Below are 24,198 nucleotides of genomic sequence, written 5' to 3'. Positions count from 1 at the left end.
TCCGCTCTTGAATCTTTGCAAATCGTGATGACGGGGGGAGCCAGCTCCCCCGGCCATGAACCGTTAACCTTTCACGCCGCCTGCGGTCAGACCGCCCACCAGCCAGCGCTGGGCGAGCAGGAAGACGACCGTGATGGGGAAGCCTGACAGCACGGCGGCTGCGGCGAAGTCACCCCACAGGTAGTTCTGCGGATAGAGGTACTGCTGGGCCCCGACCGCCAGGGTCAGATTGTTCACATCCTGCAACAGGATGGAGGCCATGGGCACCTCGGTGATGGAGCCGATGAAGGCCAGGATGAACACCACCGCCAGAATGGGCACCGACAGGGGCAGCAGGATCAGGCGGAACGCCTGCCACGGAGTAGCGCCATCGATGGCCGCCGCCTCCTCCAGGGAAGAGTCGATGGTCTCGAAGTAGCCCTTGATGGTCCAGACGTGCAGGGCAATGCCCCCCATGTAGGCCAGGATCAGGCCGCCGTGGGTGTTGAGACCCAGCCAGGGGATGTAGTCACCGATCTTGTTGAAGAGCGCGTAGATGGCCACCAGTGCCAGCACCGCCGGGAACATCTGGAAGATCAGCATGCCCTGCAGGATGGTGGACTTGCCACGGAACCGCAGACGGGCGAAGGCGTAGGCACAGGTGGTGGAGAGCACCACTATCATCAGGGCGGTGATGCCCGCCACCTTGATGGAGTTCCACAACCAGGTCAGCACCGGGAACGGCGGCGGCGTGATGCTGCCATCGGCGTTGGTGATGGACATTCCGAGCGCCAGCTTCCAGTGATCCAGGGTCGGATTGGTGGGGATGATCTCCCCCACCGAGAAGTTGCCGTTACGGAACGAGATGGCGATGACCATGATCAGCGGGAAGATGATCAGTGCCAGGAAGCCCCACATCACCAGGTGGGTTGCCCACACCCGGTATTTGACTGATTTGGGTTGTACGATTGCCATGTTGAAGCCTCCTTACAGTTGCTTGTCGGCTTTGGACAATTTCAGGTTGAGCAAGGCCAGCGCACCCACGATGAGGAAGATGGCGGTGGCGATGGCACTGGCCAGACCGTAGTCCTGACCACCCGAGCCCTGGAACGCGATCCGGTAGGTGTAGCTCACCAGCAAGTCGGTGGTCCCGGCCGGCGTGGTGGCCCCGATGATGTCCGGCGCCCCGTTCGTCAACAACTGGATAAGTACGAAGTTATTGAAGTTGAAGGCAAAGGATGCAATCAACAGCGGTGTCAGCGGCTTCATCAAGAGCGGTACGGTGATCTTGAAGAAGTTCTGTACCGGCCCCGCCCCGTCCATGGCAGACGCCTCGTAGAGATCTTCCGGAATCGCCTTGAGCAGGCCCATGCAGAGGATCATCATGTAGGGGTAACCGAGCCAGGTGTTGACGATGAGGATCATCACCTTGGCCAGGAAGGGATTGGTGTACCAGTCCGGCTTGATGCCGAAGGCCGCTTCCAGGAACAGGTTGATTTCACCGAAGTTCTGGTTGAACAAGCCCTTGAACACCAGGATGGAGATGAACGCCGGTATCGCATAGGGCAGGATCAGCATGACCCGGTAGAAACCACGCCCCCTGAGCTGCTCCCACTGCACCAGACACGCCAACACCATGCCAATCGCCAGGGTGAACGCCACCGAACAGGCGGAGAAGATCACGGTCCAGACGAAGATCTGCATGAAGGGACTCTGGATACCCGGGTCCGTCATGATGCGCATGAAGTTTTTCCAACCCACGCTCACCACGAAACCGGGGGCAATGCCCTTGCCGACGAAGTGACCTTCCGCATCGATGTACTGGTAGAAGCCGGTGTCACCGTTGGGCTGCATCAGCTCGCCGCTCTGGTTGTCACGCAGCAGGTTGCTGTCCTTGATCATGACGCCGGACTTGAGCACGGCGCCGTCGACCAGCTGGGTATAGAGCTGTTTCTGGGCGGCGAACTTGCGCAGGCTGCTCAGGGTCAGATGGATATTGCCTTCGGGCAGTACCACATCCAGGGCACTCAGGTGGGTGCGGTGATCGACGATGGCACGAATGGGTGCCGCCTTGTCGGTCGCCTCCCCGGCCAGGGGTTGCAACTGAACAACCTGGGGCTCGTCACGGACCCGTCCTTCACGGACGGCCAGGGTACGCGCCTTGTTGTTCAGCAAGGTAAGGGGTTGACTGATAAAGGATTGGTCGTCCTGTTTCAGCAGCAGCTGAAACTGATTGTTCTCACCACCCAGGAGGGTGAAATCGAATTCACCGCCGGTCACCTTGTAGGTTTTTTTCAGATGGTAATCCCGTGCCTGCTCAAGGGAGAGCAAGTTGGATCCCGAATAGTTGGTGAAGGCGATGCCGATCGTGTAGGCAAGAGGGAAGATGATAAAAACAGCCATGCCTGCCACACCGGGGAAAATATAACGGTGGGCATAGGTCTTCTTGTTCATGAAGACATAGAGACCGACGGAGACGACCACCAGATCGAGCAGGGCAAATACCCACTCGCCGCTGGCATACATCATCACGGCCGCATAACCATTAAGCACTGCGATCAGTGCCGCCATGGTCCATTTCAGCCAGACGTACTTGTCTTTCTTCGGACCGGCATAGGATTCGATAGAAGGTACTACTTCCATGCCAATTAACCTTTATTGCGCCAAGAGAGATTGAGAGAGTGGGAGGCCCGAAGGCCTCCCGGGTAGTGCATGCTTACTGGACGATACGCTTGGCAGCGGTATCCAGGGCTTCGTCAACACCCTGACGGCCAGAGGTGATGTTCTTGAGGGCGGTTTCGAAGGAGGACCAGAAACGGCTCATCTCGGGCACGGACGGCATCGGTTCGCCGTTCTGGGCGTTCAGCATGGTGGCCTTGATGTTGGGGTCGGCTTCCAGGGTCTTCTGGAAGGACTTCAGGGCCACGGCACCCAGCGGCTTGTCGGCGTTCATCGGCGCCAGACCGGCATCGGTCAGCAGGTAGTTCTCGAGGAACTCGATGGCCAGATCCTTGTTCGGGCTGGCGGCGTTGATGGTGGCACCCAGTACGCCAACGAAGGCCTTGGCGGGCTTGCCTTTCAGGGTCGGCAGCTGGGCTACGCCATACTTGATGCCGCTCTTGTCCAGGTTGCTCCAAGCCCAGGGACCGTTGATCATCATGGCCACTTCGCCCTTGTTGAACTTGGCGTCCATCACACCGTAGTCAATGCCCTTCTCCAGGTGACCGGATTTGATCATCTCGGAGATGTAGCCGACGCCGGCCTTGGCACCTGCGTTGTTCACGCCGGTGTCTTTGACGTCATAGCCGGTGGCGGTCTTCTTGAAGGCGTAACCACCGTTGGCAGCCACCAGGGGGTAGCTGAAGTAGGGGGTGTCATAGGCCCACATGATGGCGCGCTTGCCATTTTTCTTCAGGTCTTCGTCGATCTTGGCGATCTCTTCGAAGGTCTTCGGCGGGTTGGGCAACAGATCCTTGTTGTAAATCAGGCTGACGGCTTCTACCGCGACCGGGTAGCCATAGGTCTTGCCATCGACGGTCATGGCATCCCAGGCGAATTGCTCGAACTTGGCCTTGGTGGCGGTATTCGGGGTCACGGGAACCAGCAGACCGGACTTGACCCACTCACCGTAACGGTCGTGAGCCCAGAAGAAGATGTCCGGGCCGTTGCCGGTGGCGGCGGCTTGCTGGAATTTGACTTCAACCTGATCCGGGTGGGCGACGGTGACCTTGATGCCGGTTTCGGCTTCAAACTTCTTGCCGACTTCGGCCAGGCCGTTGTAGCCCTTGTCACCGTTGATCCAGATGGTCAGCTGACCTTCATCAATGGCAGCAGTGGCAGAGCAGGCCACGCCCAGGGTAGCCAGACCGATCAGGGATGACAGCAATTTCTTTTTCATGAGCCTTTCCTTGTATTAGTTCCGCGCTGTAAGAGCATTGTGTGCAGATGCATATTATCCCAAGCAGTCAATGCCTCACATGACACGCCTCGCATTTTTGAAATGCAATTACGTATTTTCTTCCAGAAAGTTATGAAAACATTTTCTTATTTCAGCGACTTAGGAAGGGATATCCCCATATTTTTGCCAAGATATGGAAATTAAATTACAGAAAGGAAATCAATTTACGTCATCGAAAGGGATTTCACCCCACTGAAAACCCTTTCATTCCCGATATTTTGTTCAATGTGTTAACAAAAGTACTGAGGTGGTTTCCATCTACATCACCCCCTTAAATAAAAAGGCACCGGAGCGGACTCCGGTGCCTTTTTGCAAGAAATGACGGCTGGATCACATTACGACTGGCGCAGCAATTGATCCTTGAGATTGGGCGGGACTCCCCTGATGGTCAGGGTGTCGGTCTGGGGATCGTAAAAGACCCGGCTGTTGAGCAACTTCTGCTCGAAGCTCAGAGTCAGGCCGCCACCGGAGCCCACAAACTTGGTCAAGCCCCGCAGGGTGGAACGGTCCGCCGGGAAGCGTTCCTCCAGCTCGTACTCCTGACCGATGAAGCTGTAAAAATCGAGGTCCCCATCACCGGGCAATTCCGCCGACAGCTCCTTGATCTCGATCTCCTCGCCGGCGCTGGCCTGCTCGGTGCAATATTTGAAGACCTGCTTCTTGTAGTCATTGCGTTCGGCCGGTTCGAGCTGGCGGCTGTCGCAGTAATCGTCCACCGCCTGCAGCAACCCCTTGTTCTGGATCTTGGCATCCATGCCCTCCCGGGCCCCCAGCAGATCCATGAAGAAATCCCCCAGCTTGCGACCGACCCGGCCCTTGCTGAAGGTGATATAACGACGCGAATCCCCCTGGGTTTTCCACTCGGTGAGATCGATGCGGGCCACCAGATTGAGTTTGCCGATATCCAGGTACTGGATGTGGCGCAGCTCCAGCGCCTCGCTCACGGTGACGCTCTCCTTGCCTTCCAGCAGGGCGATCATCAGGTAATCCACCCCCACATAGTTGTACTTGGCAATCAGCAACACCCCTTGCTCGTCCAGGGCATGCTCCACCAGCTGCTTGACCAGCATCTGGGTCAGGTTGACGGAAAAGGGGACGAACTCGGTCTGCTCCGCCAGCAACTGCTCCAGGGCGATGCGAAAGGCGGGGGAAGGCTGCTTGGGGGCGTCTTCCCCCTCCGCCAGCTCGGCGACGGCGGCCTCGGGATCGGCGAAGAAGCCAAAGCCCTTTCCCCCCTTGCCGTTGTAGATGCGATGCAGCTCCGCCATCAGCCCTTGTACCGCCTCGTCGGCAGGCAGGGTCTGGCTGCGGGTATCGGCGTGGGGCTGGCCATCGTTGCCCGCCCGCAGGGAGTGAAGAATGATCTTGTCGATATCGAGACTCATGTCACAAAGCCATAGTGTTAGCCGAAAGGGTGAAGTATTATAAGGCGCTTTGAACCGAGGTGAACCCAAGATTATGCCCATCGTATCAAAGTACAATAACGAGCAGTTTGACGCCCTGATGAACGACCTGATCACCGCCCTGGAGAAACACAAGGCACCGGTGGATCTCAGTCTGATGGTCCTTGGCAACCTGACCACCAACATCATCAACGGCATGGCCCCGGCCCAGCGCCAGGCGATCACCGAGAAGTTCATCCAGGCACTCACCGCCTCGGTGGGCCATCGCCACGATGCGCACTGAGTTTCTTCGCATTCTTTGATGTTTTTCAAGCAGATGGATCATTATGGTCGAAACCGGCAACCCCTATCGCGATAATGTCTCTCGCCTGATCACCTGGGGGCATTGGTTCTCCTTCTTCAACATCATCCTGGCCATGCTGATCTCGACCCGTTACCTGGGCGCCATCAGCTGGCCATCGACCACGCTCGGCGTGACCTATCTCGTCATCAGCTGGATAGGTCATTTCTCGTTCCTGAGCTTCGTCACCTATCTGCTGACCATCTTCCCCTTGAGCTTCATCCTGCCCAGGGAGAAGCCGCTGCGCTTCATTTCATCCATCATCGCCACCCTGGCGCTGGTGCTGCTGCTTATCGACACCCAGGTGTTCCAGCTGTTCAAGTTCCACTTGAATGGCCAGGTGTGGCAACTGCTGCTGGATCAGGCGCAGACCGAAGAGGGCTCTATCTGGAGCATCATCTTCGTGGCGGTGCCCGCCATCTTCCTGCTGCAACTGCTGCTGTCGGCCTATGTGTGGCGCAAGATCAACAAGCGCAAACGCCGCCAGTATGGTAATCAGGTGGGGCTGGCCCTGCTGGTCTGCTTCATCCTGACCCATCTGGTCAACAGCTGGGCGGATGCGACCCTGTATCAACCCATCACCATGCAGCGCGCCAACTTCCCCCTCTCCTACCCCATGACCGCCAGGAGCTTCCTGGCCAAGCATGGCTGGCTCGACCTCGAGCAGTATGAGAAGAAGGCCGAAGATCAGGGAAGCGCTGAGCACCGTCTGCTCTATCCCTTGCGCCCCCTCAGCGTGAGCGCACCCAGCGATCACAAGAACCTGCTGGTGGTGGTGGTCGACTCCCTGCGAGCCGACATGCTCAACAACATCAACATGCCCAATCTGCAACGCTACGCGGACAACCACTTCAATTTCCGCCAGCACATGAGTGGTGGCAATGATGAAGCCATGGGGATGTTCAGCCTCTTCTACGGGCTGCCCGGCCACTATTACGGGGACATCCGGGCCGACAAGCGCCCCCCTGTGCTGTTCGACGAGATGCTGCGTCAGGACTACCAGTTCGGCCTGTTCGGTGCACTGGAAGATGCCAAGCAGTATCGCCAAAGTCTGCTTGCGGGTCTGCGCAAACAGGTCTTCGTCTCCCGCCAGACCGATGACCGCAGGCTCATCGACGACTGGCAGCAGTGGCTTGGCACGCGCACCGCGGACAGACCCTGGTTCTCTCTGGTCTATCTCTCTAGCCCGGGGGATTATCAGGTGCCCGCCAGCATCAAGGGTCCCTTCCAGCCCGAGTTGACCCGCTTCAACCCGGCCACTGCCTATCGGCCCGAGAACCTGCAGAAGCTGGAGAACCGCTACAAGAACGCGGTCTTCTATACCGATCAACTGCTGGAGCAGATGCTGACCCAACTGCAATTGCAGGGGCTTGATGAGCAAACCATCGTCGTGGTCACCTCCAACCACGGTCAGGAGTTCAACGAGACCCAGAGCAACAGCTGGGGCTATGGCAGCAATTACTCGACCTATCAGGTGCAGGTCCCCCTGGTGCTGGCCTGGCCTGGTGCCGAACCTGCGCCCCAGGCGCAGGCGAGCAGCCACCTGGATCTGGTACCGACCCTGATGAAGAACATGCTGGGTGTACGCAACCCCTATCGTGACTACAGCACGGGGCGCAACCTGTTCGAAGCCAGTACACGCACCTGGCTGCTGGCGGGGGATCAGAATGACTTCGCCATCTATCAGGGCAACACCATCACCCAGTTCAACAAGCAGGGGGACTTCGAGCTGCTGGACCGCGACACCTATCGCCCCATCAAGCACGGCACCCCGGATATGGGCACCCTGATCCAGGTGATGAACGAGCTCAATCGCTTCTATCGCGCCCCCTGATCAGCGCCAGCACACCTCCTTGAGCCCGCCCCTATGGCGGGCTTTTTCTTGCCCGCACCACACCCATACTCCTGTTTCTCATGGCGTCATTCGCAAACGTATGCCACCACCTTACTGATTTATCTCTCAAAAAATTCAATTCGATCAATATCATAAAAACAAAATGATAATGATTGTCATTTATTGATCTGCTTGACTCCCTCTGCAATAATCCGCGCCCTCAGGCTTAAATAATAATTATTCTCAAATATGAAAATTCGACTTCTTCACTACTGGCCCATGCTGCTGTCCGGTACGGCGCTGGCTGCCAGCGATCCCGCCGGGGTCGACACAACGGACATGCACCCCGAACTCAAGGGGCGCGAAACCATCGTGGTCAAGGGACAGCGCATCGAGCAGAAGCTCTCCGACGTGTCCGGTTCCATCACCGTCATCACGGAGGAGGATCTGGATCGCCAGGTTGCCACCGAGCTCACCGATGTGTTCAAGAACGAACCCGGCGTCTCGGTGACCGGCTCCGCCGGCCGCCCCCAGAACATCATCATCCGCGGCATGGGCGGCAACCGGGTGCTCATCATCAAGGACGGGGTGCGGGTCAGCGACGGTTTTGGCGCCGACGACCTCAACGACAAGGTGGGCCGCTTCAGCTTCGATCTCGACGACGTCAAACAGATAGAGGTGGCCAAGGGAGCCGGTTCCTCCCTCCATGGCTCCGATGCCATCGGCGGCACCATCGTCATCAGCACCAAGCAGCCGGAAGATTACCTTCAGGGCCAGGATGCCTATCTCAGCAGCAAGGTGCTGCACGATGGCAGCAGTGACAAGCAGAAGCTGAGCGCCACCGGCGCCGCCCGGATACGGGATACCGAACACCTGCTGCGCCTCTCCGGCTGGCAGGGACATGAGACCGCCAACTACGACGAGAGCCGCATCCCGGCGGATCTGGATGGCCTCAGCGCCTCCACCAGCTCTCGCATCCAGCTGAACGAACATCATCTGCTGCGCCTCGAACTCGACTACTTCGAGGACAACGCCGAGCGGGATCAGGGGCCGCGCGAAGTGCCCCAGCCCGATGGCAAGTGGCAGGTGCGCCAGTACCACGAGCAGGGCAGCCAACGCACCCAGGGGGGAAAGCTGGCCTGGGAAGCGAGAAACCTCGACACAATACTGGCTGACAGCCTCACCTGGAGTGCCTACGGCAATCACTCGAAAAACACCGCCAACAAGCGCAGCCTGCTGCAAAACGATCTGCTGAGCGGTTATCCGCGCTATCGCAGCGAACGGGAACTCGCCACCTTCACCGAAGACAGGATCGGTACCGAGCTGGATGTGCGCCGGGATCTCGCCACCGGCCCTCTCGCCCATCAGCTCAGTTACGGCATCGAGCTCGAGCGCACCACCCACGAGCGGCCGGTGGAGAAGCTGAGTCTGGAGGCTGGCATTCCCCAACCCGGCCAGTCCGCCCCCTTCAGCCGCGCCCGTACCGACAGGGCCGGAGTCTGGCTCGGCGACGTGGCCAGCCTGGGCCAGTGGCAGTTCACCCCCACCCTGCGCATGGATCACCAGTGGCTCACGCCGCTGGACGGCAGCCACGACAGCAACCACAGCTGGCACCTCTCCCCGAGCCTGGCCACCAGCTACCGCTTCAACGACCAGTGGCGCAGCTGGCTCAGCTATGCCAACGGGTTCCGGGCACCTTCCTACGACAAGGTGTACGGCAACATCCCCCACTACTTCGCTCTGCCACCCTTCGAGATCATCGCCAACACAGGGCTCAAGGAGGAGACCAGCCACAGCATCGAGTGGGGACTGAGTGGCGAGGGGGACAACTGGAGCATCAAGCCAGCGCTCTTCTACAACCGCTACTACAACTTCATCGACTGGCGCGAGGTGGGGCTGCGCCTGAGCGATGGCGTCATCCTGCGCCAATATCGCAACGTCGCCAAGGCCGAAACCTGGGGGGCCGAACTCGCCGCCAGCTACTGGCTGACCCAGGAGTGGGAGCTCGCCACCAAACTCGGCTGGGTCGATGGCGAGGACAACAAAGGTGAAGCGCTGCGCACCCTGACGCCCCTCGAGGGCAACACCCGTCTGAGCTATCAGGCCAATGAGTGGAGTCTGGGCATTCAGGCGGACTATGCCGCTGCCATGAGCCGGGTGCCCACCTGCGGCAACAGCCTGACCGGCCGCCAGGGGGACTGCCTCGAAAGTGCCGGCTGGCTCAGTTTCGCCCTGACGGCCGACTGGCTGGTCACCGACGCCCTCAAGGTCAACCTCAAGCTCGACAACCTGTTCGACACCCGCTACACCCGCTATCAGGATGTGGCCGGGCTGGAAGCCGGGACCGATGCTTCCCTCTTCACCCAGAGCGGCCGCACCCTGAGTGCCAGCCTGCGCTACACCTTCGTGGGGATCTGATGCACAGCCTATTGATCCTGGCCAGCCTGCTGGCCACGCCGGCCCCCGCCTCTCCCCTGCCTGAGGCAACCCTGAAGGCCGCGCCCCTCATCCCCGAGCGCCCGCAACTGATGAAGGGGGAGATAGCCCGCCTCGATCCCTATGGTGGCTGGCGTGACGACAGCCGCCAGGATCCCGCCCTCCTGACGCTGCTGCGCGAGCAGAACCGCTGGACCGAGCGGCAGCTCGCCGGCCAGGCGCCACTGGTGCAGCGCCTGCAGACGGAGTGGCAGGGCCGGGAGCGGGGCGAACCCGTGCCGGACGACTGGTTGAGCCAGGCTGGCAGCCAGTGGCGCATGGAGGCGGACGGCAGCCTGTGGCAACGCAGCGACGCCAATGACGCTCCCCGAAAGCGGCTGGCTCCCCGCCAGCCGGCCGAGGGGTATTACGAGCTCGCCGCCTGGGCCCTGCACCCGGACGGGCAACTGCTTGCCCTGGCCGAAGACCGCAGGGGAGATCGGGACTACCGCATCACCCTGCTGGATCTGGCGAGCGGCGAGACACAGGCCTCTTTGCCTCACCGCGCCGGCGATCTGCTCTGGAGTCTGGATGGCAAGACCCTCTACACCCTCGCCAACGAGCGCCAGACCCTGCGCCCCTGGCAACTGCTGGCCTGGCAGGATGGCAAGGAGACCCTGGTGTATGAGGAGCGCGATCCCGCCTGGCTGCTCGGCCTCTATCGCACCACGGATCGCCGCCACCTGGTGCTGCAAAGCAACAACCACGACAGCTCGGAGCAATACCTGCTGGACGCGGGTCGGGCCGACCTGCTCAAGGGGCGCGAGCGCGGCCTCGAATACTACCTGGATACCCTGGGGGACAGGGTGCTGCTCAAGAGCAACCGGGACGGCGCCCTCGGCCTCTATCAGGTGGCCGACTTGAGCCTGGTGGCGAAGGGAGAGTGGCAACGGCTCTGGTCCGGCGAGGGCCGGGAACTCGAGAAGTGGCGCCTCTTTGCCCGGCACACCGTGCTGCAATACCGCAAGGAAGGGGATGACTGGCTCGATGTGCTGGACGCCAAGGGTGCGTTGACCCACAGCCTGCCGCTCACCGATGGCGCAGGCACGGCCTGGATCCAGGGCAGCCAGGAACCGGCCAGCGACAAGGTGCTCATTCGCCGCCAGGGGATGGCCGAGCCACCTCACCAGCGCTGGCTGGATCTCGCCTCCGGCGCCTGGGAGGGGACACCCGAGAGCAGGGACACCTCCCCCTATCAGAGCGAGCGGCGCTGGATCGCGGGCAAGGACGGGGTCAAGGTGCCTGTCTCCCTGGTCTGGCGCAAGGGCATTACCCACCCCAGGGCACTGCTGCTCTACGGCTATGGGGCTTACGGCACCCCCATGCGCCCCTACTACCAGCCCCGGGTGCTGAGCCTGCTGGATCGCGGCTTTGTCTACGCCATCGCCCATGTGCGCGGGGGCGGTCTGCTCGGCGAATCCTGGTACCGGGAGGGTCGTGGCCGTGACAAACAGCACAGCGTGGATGATTTTCTCGCCGTAGCCGATGCCCTGGCACGGGATCCCGCCATCGATCCCGCCCGGCTGTTTGCCATGGGCGGCAGCGCCGGCGGCCTGCTGGTGGCAGCGGCACTCAACCAGGCGCCCACCCGTTTCGCCGGGGCCGTGCTGCAAGTTCCCTTCGTCGACCTGCTGGGCACCATGCAGGATCCCGAGCTCCCCCTCACCCGGCAGGAGTACGCCGAGTGGGGCAATCCGGCCATCCCGGGTGACTATGCCGCGATGCGCCGCCTGAGCCCCTACGACAACCTGCACAAGGCCCCTTATCCCCCCGTCTATGTGACGGGCGGCCTGTACGACAGTCAGGTGCCCTACTGGGAACCCCTCAAGTGGATAGCCCGCCTGCGATCCCATAGCACGGGAACAGGCCCCTATCTGCTGCGCACCGAACTCGACGGCGGCCATCTGGGCGCCCCCCGAACGGCGGCGCTGCGTGCGGCGCAGGAGTTTGCCTTCCTGCTCACCCTGGCGGGCGTCAATCACTGACACCTTGCCCTCTTTTTCTGGAGTGAACCATGAAACCCTCTTCTCTGGCCCTCTGGCTGGTGGCAACCCTGATCTCATCACCGCTGCTGGCGGCCGATCTGCAGTTTGTCGATGAACTACCCCTGACCACGACGCCGAAGCGCTGGCTCGAGCAGCGCCTCGGTGTGCTCTTCGCCCCCGATTACGACAGGGCCAGCCTGCTCGGCCACCATTACAGCTTTCGCCAGCTGGTGAACGGCCTGCCGGTGGCCACCACCCAGGCCGCCGTCAGTGTCGACGGGGACGGCCGCCCCTGGCGCCTCTATCACAACCTGCGCCCCTTGCAGAGCACAGCGCCCGGCTGCGATGCCAGCGGCACCCTGGATCCCCTGCTCGCCACCCTGCGCACCGACGACAACCAGATAGAGACGCTGGGGCCGGTCGAAGCCTGGTACTGGCGAGACGGCGATACCCTGGTGCCTGCCCTGCGCCAGCGGGTGCGCGAGCACAAGGCAGGCAATGCCAAGGCCAGCCAGGTGCAGCTGTTTGCCCGTTGCGACGGGGAGCAGGAGCTTGGCCGTCTCGGGGATCAGGCAACTACCCACCCTCTGCATGTCGCCGATGCAGGCGATATGAAGGTTCAGGCACGGGTGTTCGACCCCGATCCCCGCACCCGCCTGCAGGACGCCAGCCTGGTCTGGCACGATGAGCTGGTGCTGGCACAGGCCGCCTACCAGGATCCGGTTCCCCTGCCGGTGAGCCTGCAAGCCGGGCAGTATCGCCTGAGCGGCCCCCATGCCAGGGTGGTGGATGTCATGGCCCCCGAATCGGCCCCCTACAGCAGCAGTGACGTGCAGGGTTTTCGCCTGACCCGGGACGATCGCGGCTTTGCGGACATCAACGCCTACTACCATCTGGATCTCGCCCAGCGCCACCTCAAGGCGCTCGGCTTCACCGAGCTCATCCCCGGGGCGCTCGACATCGACACGGACGCGGGCTATCAGGACAACTCCCTCTACGATCCGTTCGAACGCAGGCTGGAGCTGGGTCGCAGCGGCGTGCCCGATGCCGAGGATCCCATGGTCATCTGGCACGAGTTCGGCCACGGGGTACAGCACCACATCCTGCCGGATCTCGGGGAAGAGGGTGACTGGGGAGCCATCGGCGAGGGCTTTGGCGACTACCTGGCCGCCAGTCAACGCCAGCGCAGCGAAGCCGGTCGCCAATTCGAACCCGCCATGGTGTTCAACTGGGATGCCCGCTTCACCGACCGCACCCCGCGCCAGCTCGACGATCTGCGCGCCCGCTACCATCCGGACTACCGCTACCCGGCCCACCGCACCATCAACGGCAGCAACGGGGATCAGCTCTGGGGCACCCCGCTGTTCCAGGCCCTGCTGACGGCGGTGGCCGAGCACGGTGAGGCGGCCAGGGACGAGTTTGATCGCGTCATCATCGAATCCCACTTCGGCCTGGGGCCGGCCATTCGCATGCCGCAACTGGCCCGGATCACCGTGGATACTGCAGCCCGTCTCTACCCGACGCGAGCCTATGCCCGTCTGCTGGAGCAGGCATTTCGCCAGCACGGGCTGCTGCAAGCTCCCGTCAATATTGCCCTCGCCGAGGGGAGCGCCATCCCGCTGGGGCAGCGCCAGTCGGTGCAGCTGACCCTCAGCAACCCGGGCAAAGGGGAAGTGACCCTCAATGAGCTGGCCCTCACCCTGCCAACCGGGTTGCAGGCCGATCCTGACAGCTGGCAACCAGCAACCCTGGCCGCCGGTGCCAGCATGACCACCACCCTGCGCCTGCTGGCCCAGAGCCCGCTCGCCTGCGGCGACGAGGCGAGCCTCTCGGTGAATCTCGCCATGAGCGGTACCAGCCCCACCGAGCGCCAGTGGCAGCAATCCCTGACCCTACCCATCGGCACCCCCGTCATCAGCCGGGCCAGTGGTCGGTCACAGCGACTGAACGATGCCCAGAGCGAGGAGGTGCGCGGCTTGAGCGAAACCAGCCTGCTGCTGGAGAAGAGCGATGCCCGTGTGAGCGACAGGCTGCAACTGAGCCTGGATCTGCAGCACGAGGCGCTGGATGAGCTGGAGATCTGGCTCAGCTCCCCCGCCGGCACCCGGGTCCAGATCTGGGACAAGGGTTACAGCCCCCTGCCGAGCCTGAAAGGGGTCTTCCCCACCGAGTTGCAGTCCCTGCAACCCTTCAGCGCCTTCGAAGGAGAACCCCTGGCCGGTCGCTGGACCCTGGAGGTGGTGGACAGCAAACCGGGCAATCAGGGTTTCCTGAACGGGTGGAGCATCAGTCAGCGTACCGGCGCCCAGTGCGGCAACACCGTGCCCGTGCCGGATGACGGCATCATCCGCTTCGATACCTCGGACAGCAGTGGCGGGGGAGCCTTCCCCCTGCTCTGGCTGCTGCCGCTGGCCCTGTGGCGCCGTCTGCGTCGCCTCTGACTCTCCCTATATAAAGAAGAGAGGGGCCAAGGCCCCTCCAAGGACACACCATGACCATGAGAATGACCCCGATCGTCTGCCTGCTGGCCCCCCTGCTCAGCGCCTGTGGCGGCGGTTCGGACGAGGCTCCCCTGACCGCGCCGGACTACCGCCTGACGGTCAGCCTGCCCGCTGCGGGCACCCTGTGCATCAACCTGAACCAGAACGACGGCTGCGAAGCCAATGAGCCCGCCGTCAGCGGCGAGGCCGGTGCCCACTCCCTGACCCGGCGCCACCCTGATCTGCTCACCACTCCTCTGCTGTTCATTCCGGCGGATCCCGCCGCCCTGCCCCTGGCCCACCCGGCGGCGCGCCAGGACAACCAGCACCTCACCCCCAGCCCCCTCAGCACCCTGCTGCAGACGCGTATCTCGGACGGGCTGCCACCGGCTCAGGCCCTGACGGACGTGCTGCTCGCCCTGGCCCCCCTTCACCCCGGCCCAGATCTGGCGGCACTGGCGCAGCTGGGCGACTTCAACCGCGCCCTCGCCGAGCTGGCCCTCGCCGCCTTCGATGACGAGGCCACCCTGCCCACCTTGGCCGCCAGCGAACGCCGCCTGCAGATCTGGCAGGGGCTGGTCACCCTGCTGCCCGAGCTCGCCCGGCACTTTGCCGCCAGCCCCGAGCTACTGAGCCAGCAGGCCAGACTCGCCGCCGTGCTGATGCAGCAGCAACCTAGGGCGTTGGTGACCGCCAGCGGCGTCACCACCTACACGGACGGGGTGGATTACCTGCTGACCCAGGAGCCTGCGGATCACCCGGGCCAGGAGGCGAGCCTGGGCCAGGCGCCCCTGCGCTATCGCAAGCTGGACGGCAAGGGGCAACCCCTGGCGGACAATGCCGACGAGTGGGAGTGCGTGGAGGATCTCAATACCGGCCTCGTCTGGGAGAAGAAGCTCGATGATCCGGACAGTCCGCGGGATCTGCACAAAGTCTTCGCCTGGGAGTTTGGCAACTATCACCCCAGTCAGGCGGAGCTGGATTATGCCTGCCCCGAGGGGGAAGCTATCTGCTCCACCGAGCAGTATCGCCAATGGCTAAATGGACAACGACTCTGCGGCATAGGGCACTGGCGCCTGCCCACGGCCCAGGAGCTAGGCAGCCTGCAACACTACGGCTCCCTCGCCCGCCAGGATGGCCAGCTCGTCACCCTGGATGTGCGCTACTTCCCCGACGTCGGTCCCTCGAGCGGCGACTTCGATGGCAGCTACTGGACCCAGACCCTGACCCCATCCCGGCGCCTCGAGAGCGTCCCCATCGCCGTCATCAGCCCTCAGTTCCTGGGGGAGGATGCGGGCACCGATTACCCCTATGGCGTCCAGAACGAAAATGAAATCAATGCCATACAACTGCGCCTTGTGGCCGAGGTAACCCGATGAACAAGTATCTTCTGACCCTGCTGCTCACCCTGTGCAGCCCCCTGGCACTGGCCATCGCCATCTGCGACGACGCCCTGCCCCGTACCAGCCCCACCGCCCGTTTCCAGGATCACGGCAACGGCACCGTCACCGACAGGGGCACCGGTCTGACCTGGATGCGCTGCCAGCTCGGCCAGACCTGGCGCAACCAGAGCTGCGAGGGGGAACCCACCCGCCTCTACTGGCAACAGGCACTGCAGACGGCGGAACGGATCCGCACCGAACCGAGCCATGCCCTGTATGGCTTTGGTGGTCATCACGACTGGCGCCTGCCCACCATCAAGGAGCTCGCCAGCATTCTGGAGTCCGCCTGTTACAAACCGGCATTGAACGAAACCATCTTCCCCCGCGCCATGGCCGGGGATGGCAAGGAGGTGAACGACGGCTATGTCTATCTCTGGTCCTCCACCCCGGTGCCGGCCCTTCAGGGCGTCGCCTACCTGGACATCACCAGCGGCTCCGTCGCCCAGCGCGCCCCCCGCGCCTGGGCGAAACAGGTCCTGCTGGTGAGGTGACAGCCTGGACATGGGGGCCACCCGGCCCCCTGTTTGACACGATGCAAGAAGCGCCAGGGTGACCCTGACCGTCAAAAAAGCATCAAATTGCGTCATGTGATGCCTGTTCAGGGCGGTTTTGCACGCCGCAGCGCTGGCATGAAACCGGCAGAGCGGTTAGTCTAGCGGCGTTGAACCAATCCCAAGAGGTACAGATGAAAACCGTGTTGCGTTTTAGCCTGCTGGGCGCCTTGTTATTGGGTGGCCATGCCTTCGCCGCCGAACCGAAAAAATTTGATATCAGCATGTTCCCCGCCGCCGAAGTGAACCAGGAACGTGTCGTGATCCGTCTGCCGGAAGTCGAGAACGAAGCCGACATGATGGTCGAGCTGCAAGTCGGCAAGAAGATGCTGGTCGACTGCAACCTGCCCCGCTTCGCGGGCAATCTGGAACAGCACAGCGTCAAGGGCTGGGGTTACAACTACCTGACCCTGGGCCAGGTCACCGGCCCCGTCAGCACCCTGATGGCCTGCCCAGACGGCCAGAAGAAGGAGAGTTTCGTCCAGATCTACGGTCAGGGCTTCTTCGTGAACTACAACTCCAAGCTGCCCTTCGTCATCTATGTGCCTCAGGAGTACGAGGTGCGCTATCGTCTGTGGCGTGCCGACAACCTGGCACAGCCAGCCATGATTGAGTGAGTGCCGCGCACTCGGGTTCAGCTCAGTCATGATGATAAGAAGGCGCCATACGGCGCCTTATTTTTAGCTTCCGAGCCCGTTTTTGAGCGGTTTTCCCTGTACAAAATCTGACATAACTCCACTATTTTTCAGGCTTTTTTGTGCAGCGCGCCGCAAAATGCCCCCTCGAGATGCGACAAACCCTGTTCGATAAAAGATATTTATTAACATAGTAAGAAAATTGATTTTGCACTCTGCGACGGCCTGATGATACTTGCCCGCAAAGGTCAAACTAACCAGAACAAGAGCACTATGAGCTTCGAATCAGACAAGCGTTTCAACGACTTCAAACATTTTCCCCGTGGCCTGCGTCGCAGTGGCGAATTCACCGTGGCCGAAGCGGACAGTCTGGAGAAATATGGCACCGTGATGCTGGCGCTCTATCAGGGCAACCTGGCCCCGCGCGATGACGTAGAAAGTGCCTTTATCGAACAGGTCAAATCCGGCGCAGCCGGCAACAACCCCCACGCCAAGGTGTGGTTCAAATACCTGAAGGTGATTGGTCCCAAGCGCGTGCACCGTCTGTGCACCGTCGCTGGCGGTGCCAATGAAGATGCGGGTGGCAGCTTTGAAGGCGGCGGTGGCGGCAGCGACGAGTCCCTCGATTAATGGATACCGAGCTGCTTCGGACCTTCATCGAGGTCAGCAAGACCAGGCACTTTGGCCGGGCGGCTGAAAATCTCTACCTGACCCAGTCGGCGGTGAGCTTCCGGATCCGCCAGCTCGAGCAGCAACTCGGGGTCAGCCTGTTTGCCCGTCATCGCAACAACATCCGCCTGACTGCCTCCGGTGAGCGTCTGCTGCCCTACGCAGACGCCATTCTGCATACTTTGGGGCGCGCCAAGCAGGACGTGGCCCTCTCCCCCGGTTTCAGCCAGCAGCTTGCCATCGGTGCCCCCGCAGTCTTCTGGGAGCTCGACTTCAACGACTGGCTCAACCATGTCTATGCCCTGGCCCCCGGCCTCGCGGTGCGTCTCGAAACGGCCTCCCGCGAGCACCTCTGTCGCCAGTTGCTGGAGCGCTCCCTCGATCTGGCCCTGCTCTCCGAGCCGACCAAGATCGACGAGATTGCCCTGCACCCCATCGGCGAGCTGGTGTTCGAACTGGTGAGCCGGGAGCCGGCCGCAAACGCCGACAGCCTGATGCAGATGCCCCACATTCATCTCGACTGGGGCACCAGCTTCGAACCACCATCGAGCCGATTGCAGAGCCTGCAGAAGACCCCAGTGCTGCATTCAAGCTCCGCCAGCATGGCCCTGCAATTCGTGCTGGCCAACGGCGGCGCCGCCTACCTGCCAAGGCGCATGGTGAGCCCCTTCCTGGAGCAGGGGCAGCTTCATCTGGTGGAAGGGGGCCAATCCCTGAGCCGCCCGCTCTACCTCGCCTATCTGGAGAAATCCGACCGCCGGGAGCTGATCGATCAGCTGCTCACCCTGCCGCTGGGCTGGCATGACGCCGACTTGCGTCAACCGCCTGCCGAATGAAAGAGGGCGATTTCACGCCCAGACCTGTGTTTTCATCTACCGTAGTTATCGGTGCAGCACAAACAACATGAAAAAGGGGCCATCAGGCCCCTTTTGTATGGATATCTTTGTGCATCAGCCGTGATGACGACGATCGTTGGCCTGCGCCAGCAGGGTGCGGCTCTCGCGCAGGAACTCCTCCGCCCGCTCGCCGAAGAAGCCGGAGACCTGGCTGAAGGCCTCGATGAAGCCCTCTCTGTCTCCCCGCTCCAGCAGGCCCAGCGCCTCGCCGAAGTTCTGGTAGTAACGACGGATCATCGCGAGGTTCTGCGGCGACGACAGTATGATGTCGGCGTAGAGATGGGGATCCTGGGCGAACAGCCGTCCCACCATGGCCAGCTCCAGCCGGTAGATGGGAGAGCTCAAGGCAAGCAGGCGGTCGATGTTGGCCTGCTCCCGGGAGAGGTGCCAGCCGTAGGCGAAGGTAGCAAAGTGGCGCAGCGCCTGAATGAAGGTCATCGCCTCGTCGTGGGCCCTGGCCTCCACCTGCTGCAAACGCGCCCCCCAGATGGTCATCTGTTCCAGCAGCCACTGGCTGGCGGCGGGATCGCGTCCCTGACAGCAGACGATCACCTGCTTGGCGAGGCTCGCCACGTCCGGCCCGAACATAGGGTGCAGCCCCAGCACAGGCCCCTGGTGTACCGCCAGCATATGGGCAAGCGGTTCACTCTTGACGCTGGTCACGTCCACCAGCAGGCAGTTCTCAGGCAGGTTGCCGAGCCGGTCGATCACCTGGCAGGTGACGTCGATGGGCACCGCCACCATCACCAGCCCGGCGCCGTGCAGGATCTCGTCGGCGCGCGGCCAATCGGCCTGACCCAGGGTTTCGACCCGGTAGCCCGAGAGGCTGAACAGGTTGCCGAACAGGCGGCCAAGCTGCCCCTGGCCACCGATGATCACCACCTTGCCGAGCTCAGGCTTCATGCACTTGAAGTGGTGCTCCTTGTCGCTGGCGGACTCCAGAATATAGGATTCGCGCATCACCCGGCGCAGCACATCCTCGATAAGGTCCCCCGGCACCCCCAGTGCCTCGGCCTCGGCGCGGCGGCGGGCCAGCATGCTCGCCTCCCGATCCGGCGCGTAGATGGGCAGGCCGTGCCGGCTCTTCACTTCCCCCACTTCCCCCACCAGGGCGAGACGGGCGGCCAGCAGATCAATCAGCTGCTTGTCCACCGCATCTATCTTGTCCCTGAGGGCATTCAACTCTTCCGCCATGTCCAGTCCCTGCTGGCGCCGCCCGCAGCGACGCCCTGTCATTCAAGAGGCAACAAGGTATCACTGCGTGGGCAGTGATACCTCGATGGTTCAATCAGTTACAACAAGATACCACGGCTTATGCCGATGTTCTGGCCAAAAGTGGTGCCGCCAGCTGGCTGTGGCAGCGGGCCAGCAGCGCATCCGTGGTCTCCCAGTCGATGCAGGCATCGGTGATGGAGACGCCGTAGCGCATCTCGCACTTGGGCTGCTCGCTGGACTGGTTGCCTTCGAACAGGTTGGATTCGAGCATCACCCCGATGATGGAGCGGTTGCCCTCCTGGATCTGGTGAATGACGTTGTCGGCCACCTTGGGCTGCAGCCGGTGATCCTTGCTGGAGTTGCCGTGGCTGCAATCCACCACCAGACCGGGCAGCAGGCCCGCCTTCTCCAGCGCCTCTTCCGCCAGCGACACATTGACCGAGTCGTAGTTCGGGTGCTTGCCGCCGCGAAGGATCACGTGACCATCCGGGTTGCCCTGGGTCTGCAGCAGCGCGACCTGACCCTGCTGGTTGATCCCCATGAAGGCGTGGGGGCTGGAAGCGGCCTGCAGCGCATTGATGGCGGTGCCGAGGTTGCCGTCGGTGCCGTTCTTGAAGCCGACCGGCATGGAGAGGCCGGACGCCATCTCCCTGTGGGTTTGGGATTCGGTGGTGCGGGCACCGATGGCCGACCAGGAGAAGAGCTCCGCCAGGTACTGCGGGCTGATGGGGTCGAGCGCCTCGGTCGCCAGCGGCAACTCCAGCTCGGCCAGCCAGCAGAGCAGCTCGCGGGCGCGGTGCAGACCCAGTTCCACGTCAAAGGTGCCGTCCAGGTTCGGATCGTTGATAAAGCCCTTCCAGCCGACCGTGGTGCGCGGCTTCTCAAAGTAGACCCGCATGACAATGTAGAGAGAGTCCTGATAGGCGTCATGAAGCGCTTTGAGTCTGGTTGCGTACTCTTTGGCAGCGTCCATGTCGTGGATGGAGCAGGGACCACAGATCACCAGCAAGCGGTGATCGCGACGGTGGATGATGTCGGCGATGGTATTGCGGGCCCCTTGCACGAATGCCAGCGCGCGATCGGAGATGGGCAGTTTCTCCTTGAGCTGGGCAGGCGTGATCATCACTTGTTCGGACTGGATATGGATGTTGTTCAGGGGATCTCTTTGCATCTTCTCATTCTCTCTACTGTTTCAAGCCAAGGGTGCTGATCGTTCATTTATATTTACACAAGTCAGCACTTTTTTACGCAACCGCCCCCACCTTACCAAGGAAAAACAAACAATCAAGTGAAAATAGCGTCTTTGCACGCTGACAGATGGATAAATGACCAAGAAAGCAGAGTGAAACAACTCAAAAGTAGCGACTCGCAAGGCCAAATCCGCCCCAAATCGTAAACATTAAATTACACACATCCATTTCAATATCATCTCTCTGCCCCCTCTCATGACCCCTTATCCGGCCCCTCATCCCGGCGATAATGCCGGGCACAAAAAAGCGGGGCACCTGGCCCCGCTTGCATTCCCGTGTTGCTCTTCTTTTATTATTTGCCGTGGGCCTTGATAGCCTCGACCGCCTTGTCGGGGAAGTCGCTGAATACCCCGTCCACATCGGCCTGATAGAGGAAGATGTTGAGCAGGTCGGTGAAGTCTTTCGCATAGGCCGGGATCTGCCCCTCATCCTGACGGAAGGTATAAGGATGCACCTTGAGACCGGCCGCGTGGGCCTCTTTCACCATGCCGGTGAAGACCGGCTTGCCGGGAGTGCCCGGCTCGGTCACCACCATGGGTTTCCAGGGACCGATTCCCTCGGCATAGGTGGCGATGGTCTTCATGGCCCCCGGCTTGAACATCCAGTCATAGCTGTAGGGGGTCGCCTTGCCCTTGGCGTCATAGACCATGGTCTCGTTCCAGTCGGTCTCGGCCATCAGCTGCACCAACTTCAAGTCCATACCCATGGCGGGCATCAGTTCGCTGTTGATGCGCTTGAGCGCGTTGGCATCGAAACACTGCAGATAGACCTTGTCGTTCTTGCTGGTGTAGCCGTACTCCTTCAGTACCTGGAGCACCGCCCTGGAGATGTCCTTGCCTTCGTGGCGGAACAGCCAGGGAGCCTTGATCTCCGGGTAGATGCCGATGTGCTTGCCGGTGCTCTTGTTGAGCCCCTGGATCATCTCGATCTCTTCCTGGAAGGTATGGATCCTGAAGCTCGACTTCCACAGCGGGAAGCGCGCCGGATAGACCGGCACCTGCTTGCCGTCCACCAGCTGGAACGGCTCGGTCATGCGCAGGGAACGCACCTCGTCCAGGGTGAAATCCACCACATAGTAGCGACCATCCGGGCGGGCCCGGCCGGGGAAGCGCTCGGCCACGTCCGTGATGCCATCGAGGAAGTGATCGTGCATCACCACCAGCTGGTCATCCTTGGTCATCACCAGGTCCTGCTCCAGATAGTCGGCGCCCATGCCATAGGCCAGGGCCTTGGACTCCAGGGTGTGTTCCGGCAGGTAACCGGAGGCGCCACGGTGGGCGATCACGATTTTGCCTTCGTCGGCCGCCAGTGCGGGCAGCGCCAGGGCGGCCCCGAGGCCAAGGGCTATCAGGGTACGGTGAGGTTGCTTCATCAAGAGGTCTCGTTGTTATGGTGTGTAGGATGCAGGTAATTGTTATAGCAGGGATTTATTGCAGTTTGACGGCGGGCGGCAAAGGCCGCCCGCCAGGGTCATCAGCAGGCTTCGGGCAGGGCGTGGTGGTGCTCGAGCAGCCAGGCACCGAGCTGCTGCTGTTCGGACTCCGACAGGCGCAGCCCCAGCTTGCTGCGGCGCCACAGGATGTCCTCCAGGGAGTGAGCCCATTCGCGCGCGATGAGATAGCGCACTTCTGATTCATACAGCCCGGCGCCAAAGTGCTGGCCGCGCTCCTCCTTCAGCCAGAGGCGGGCATGAGCGCCATAGGCTTCGGCGATGCGCAGGGCGCTGCGATCGTCGAGCCAGTCGAATTCCAGCGCAAAGGCACGCGCCAGTTCACGCACCGAGCAGTCGAACTCGCCACCGGGCAGCCGGCAGGAGGCGGTCCAGTCCTCTCCCATCTGGCTGAACCAGGGCTTGAGCTTGTTGCAGGCGGCCTGGGCCAGCTTGCGGTAGGTGGTGAGCTTGCCGCCAAACACCGACAACAGCGGCGCGCCGTCGGATTCACCACTGAGCTCGAGCGTGTAGTCCCGGGTCACCGCCTGGGGTGAATCGGACTCGTCGTCACACAGGGGGCGCACCCCGGCATAGGTCCACACCACGTCTTCCGGGCTTATCTGCCTGGTGAAGTGGGCATTGACCACCTTGCACAGATAGTTGATCTCGGCATCGCTGATCTTGGCTTCCCGCGGGCTGCCCTTGTGCTCCACGTCCGTAGTGCCGATGAGGGAATAGTCCTGCTGGTAGGGGATGACGAAGACGATACGGTTGTCCTCGTTTTGCAGGATGTAGGCCTCTTCGCGCTCATGGATGCGCGGCACTATCATGTGGCTCCCCTTGATGAGGCGAATGCCGCGGGGGGATTTCTCGCTCAGGCTCTCGTCATAGAAGGTCTTGACCCAGGGGCCCGCCGCATTGACCAGACCACGGCAGCTGACGGTGAACTGCTCGCCCCCTTCCCGCTCCAGCGTCAGGGTCCAGTGCTTGGATCCGCGCACCGCCTTGACGCAGCGGGTACGGGTCTGCACATCGGCGCCCTTGTCCCGCGCCAGCATGGCATTGAGCACCACCAGCCGGGCGTCGTCGACCCAGGCATCCGAGTATTCAAAGCCCTTGTTGATGCCGCTCTTGAGACCGTCCTGCGGCAGGAAGCGCAGACCGCAACTCCCCTTGAGCTTGTCCCGCTTGGCCAGGTTGTCATAAAGGAAGAGACCGGCTCGGATCATCCAGGCCGGACGCAGGTGCGGGCGATGGGGCAGACGAAAACGCATGGGACGGGCGATGTGGGGAGCCATACCGAGCAGCACCTCCCGCTCCGCCAACGCCTCTTTCACCAGCCGGAATTCGTAATGTTCGAGGTAGCGCAGGCCGCCGTGGATCAGCTTGCTGGAGTTGGACGAGGTGGCAGAGGCGAGATCGCTCGCCTCGAACAGCGCCACCTTCAGCCCCCGCCCCGCCGCATCTGCCGCGATGCCGACCCCGTTGATGCCGCCGCCGACGACGACCAGATCATAATGTTCGCTCATGTTCACCTACTTTCTTATTTTGTGTTTGCCATGACAGCAATGTTTGATTTCGCTCATATTAGAACATGAAAAACCAATAAACGAACATTTCGTGAGAGAAATGTGATCGCGATTGTTTTCACAAT

At 61.8% G+C, this 24,198-nt stretch carries 18 protein-coding genes; 10 read left to right on the top strand and 8 right to left on the bottom strand.

Annotation, left to right across the window (positions count from 1 at the left end; all coding sequences use genetic code 11):
- Window positions 1-63: 63 nt before the first annotated feature.
- From malG to yejK, 4 genes are all read right to left on the bottom strand, one after another.
- Window positions 64-954, bottom strand: coding sequence for a maltose ABC transporter permease MalG (gene malG / locus C2U37_RS16610; RefSeq protein WP_010674251.1), 891 nt, complete (start codon window positions 952-954; stop codon window positions 64-66).
- A gap of 12 nt (window positions 955-966) precedes the next feature.
- On the bottom strand, window positions 967-2,622 hold the full coding sequence (gene malF, locus C2U37_RS16605) for a maltose ABC transporter permease MalF (protein ID WP_104452733.1): 1,656 nt from the start codon (window positions 2,620-2,622) through the stop codon (window positions 967-969).
- A gap of 73 nt (window positions 2,623-2,695) precedes the next feature.
- On the bottom strand, window positions 2,696-3,877 hold the full coding sequence (gene malE / locus C2U37_RS16600) for a maltose/maltodextrin ABC transporter substrate-binding protein MalE (protein WP_041212786.1): 1,182 nt from the start codon (window positions 3,875-3,877) through the stop codon (window positions 2,696-2,698).
- Between the two features lie 395 nt (window positions 3,878-4,272).
- On the bottom strand, window positions 4,273-5,322 hold the full coding sequence (yejK, locus tag C2U37_RS16595; RefSeq protein WP_039038628.1) for a nucleoid-associated protein YejK: 1,050 nt from the start codon (window positions 5,320-5,322) through the stop codon (window positions 4,273-4,275).
- Between the two features lie 73 nt (window positions 5,323-5,395).
- Here yejK and C2U37_RS16590 point away from each other — a divergent pair, with 73 nt between their 5' ends.
- The 10 genes from C2U37_RS16590 (at window position 5,396) to hdfR (ending at window position 18,587) form a co-directional block, all read left to right on the top strand.
- Complete coding sequence (locus C2U37_RS16590; protein ID WP_039038627.1) at window positions 5,396-5,623, top strand: YejL family protein; 228 nt, start codon at window positions 5,396-5,398, stop codon at window positions 5,621-5,623.
- A gap of 43 nt (window positions 5,624-5,666) precedes the next feature.
- Window positions 5,667-7,514, top strand: coding sequence for a DUF3413 domain-containing protein (locus C2U37_RS16585; RefSeq protein ID WP_041212785.1), 1,848 nt, complete (start codon window positions 5,667-5,669; stop codon window positions 7,512-7,514).
- Window positions 7,515-7,793: 279 nt separating this feature from the next.
- Window positions 7,794-9,932 (top strand): TonB-dependent hemoglobin/transferrin/lactoferrin family receptor, encoded by a 2,139-nt coding sequence (locus C2U37_RS16580; RefSeq protein WP_162540900.1) that lies wholly within the window; start codon window positions 7,794-7,796, stop codon window positions 9,930-9,932.
- Window positions 9,932-11,974 (top strand): prolyl oligopeptidase family serine peptidase, encoded by a 2,043-nt coding sequence (locus C2U37_RS16575; RefSeq protein ID WP_104452731.1) that lies wholly within the window; start codon window positions 9,932-9,934, stop codon window positions 11,972-11,974. Before C2U37_RS16580 ends, C2U37_RS16575 begins: the two co-directional genes overlap by 1 nt.
- Window positions 11,975-12,003: 29 nt before the next feature.
- On the top strand, window positions 12,004-14,415 hold the full coding sequence (locus C2U37_RS16570; RefSeq protein WP_104452730.1) for a proprotein convertase P-domain-containing protein: 2,412 nt from the start codon (window positions 12,004-12,006) through the stop codon (window positions 14,413-14,415).
- 50 nt (window positions 14,416-14,465) lie between these two features.
- Window positions 14,466-15,833, top strand: coding sequence for an Lcl C-terminal domain-containing protein (locus C2U37_RS16565; RefSeq protein ID WP_103858821.1), 1,368 nt, complete (start codon window positions 14,466-14,468; stop codon window positions 15,831-15,833).
- Window positions 15,830-16,387 (top strand): Lcl C-terminal domain-containing protein, encoded by a 558-nt coding sequence (locus tag C2U37_RS16560; protein WP_043155288.1) that lies wholly within the window; start codon window positions 15,830-15,832, stop codon window positions 16,385-16,387. Before C2U37_RS16565 ends, C2U37_RS16560 begins: the two co-directional genes overlap by 4 nt.
- Window positions 16,388-16,581: 194 nt before the next feature.
- Window positions 16,582-17,064, top strand: coding sequence for a serine protease inhibitor ecotin (gene eco / locus C2U37_RS16555; protein WP_010674240.1), 483 nt, complete (start codon window positions 16,582-16,584; stop codon window positions 17,062-17,064).
- A gap of 291 nt (window positions 17,065-17,355) precedes the next feature.
- Window positions 17,356-17,712 (top strand): DUF413 domain-containing protein, encoded by a 357-nt coding sequence (locus tag C2U37_RS16550; protein ID WP_010674239.1) that lies wholly within the window; start codon window positions 17,356-17,358, stop codon window positions 17,710-17,712.
- Window positions 17,712-18,587 (top strand): HTH-type transcriptional regulator HdfR, encoded by an 876-nt coding sequence (gene hdfR, locus C2U37_RS16545; RefSeq protein WP_039038620.1) that lies wholly within the window; start codon window positions 17,712-17,714, stop codon window positions 18,585-18,587. The genes C2U37_RS16550 and hdfR overlap by 1 nt, the downstream gene beginning before the upstream one ends.
- A gap of 114 nt (window positions 18,588-18,701) precedes the next feature.
- Here the strand turns inward: hdfR and tyrA are convergent, their stop codons facing one another.
- The 4 genes from tyrA to glpD form a co-directional block, all read right to left on the bottom strand.
- A complete protein-coding gene (gene tyrA / locus C2U37_RS16540; protein ID WP_041215471.1) occupies window positions 18,702-19,841 on the bottom strand; it encodes a bifunctional chorismate mutase/prephenate dehydrogenase in 1,140 nt (379 codons plus the stop codon).
- 118 nt (window positions 19,842-19,959) lie between these two features.
- Window positions 19,960-21,033 carry a 3-deoxy-7-phosphoheptulonate synthase gene (locus C2U37_RS16535; protein WP_010674236.1) on the bottom strand — a complete coding sequence of 358 codons (1,074 nt, stop codon included), beginning with the start codon at window positions 21,031-21,033 and terminating at the stop codon, window positions 19,960-19,962.
- Between the two features lie 371 nt (window positions 21,034-21,404).
- A complete protein-coding gene (gene glpQ / locus C2U37_RS16530; protein ID WP_104452729.1) occupies window positions 21,405-22,484 on the bottom strand; it encodes a glycerophosphodiester phosphodiesterase in 1,080 nt (359 codons plus the stop codon).
- A gap of 101 nt (window positions 22,485-22,585) precedes the next feature.
- On the bottom strand, window positions 22,586-24,073 hold the full coding sequence (gene glpD, locus C2U37_RS16525; protein WP_104452728.1) for a glycerol-3-phosphate dehydrogenase: 1,488 nt from the start codon (window positions 24,071-24,073) through the stop codon (window positions 22,586-22,588).
- Between the last annotated feature and the right edge of the window lie 125 nt (window positions 24,074-24,198).

It is taken from the genome of Aeromonas sp. ASNIH1, from assembly GCF_002934285.1.
GTDB lineage: Bacteria > Pseudomonadota > Gammaproteobacteria > Enterobacterales > Aeromonadaceae > Aeromonas > Aeromonas caviae.
This window is presented reverse-complemented; position numbering and strand designations above follow the sequence as displayed.